General features: G+C 57.6%; 1 protein-coding gene. It reads right to left on the reverse strand.

From position 1 onward, the window contains the following. Positions 1-321, reverse strand: a 321-nt coding sequence (locus tag ACYQ2M_RS25395; RefSeq protein ID WP_459919188.1) for a DDE-type integrase/transposase/recombinase, incomplete at its 3' end; no start/stop codon positions are given. Between the last annotated feature and the right edge of the window lie 16 nt (positions 322-337).

Here is a 337-nt window from a genome sequence, read left to right on the forward strand (position 1 = left end):
GATCACCGGCGGTTTCAAGATGCACCCCTGAGCCAGGATAGCCTTGTGGATAAAGGCGGCTCCCAGTTCGGCGCTCTCGGTAGAATGAACCTCCCAGCCGACAATTTTCCGGCTGTAGACATCAACGATCATATACAGGTAAAAGTACATGCCGCGGATCTGAGACGGCAGCCAGGTCACATCCCAGGACCACACCTGATTCGGTCCGGTGGCACAGAACCCTTTGGGAGGAGGGCTGTGCCGGGGCGCCCTACTGCGGCCCCGGTGATGCTGCTCACCTGCCTGATGCAGGATGCGGTAAAAGGTAGACTCGGAGGCAATATAGGTGTCATTGTCT

The organism is Desulfocicer niacini (assembly GCF_054657595.1).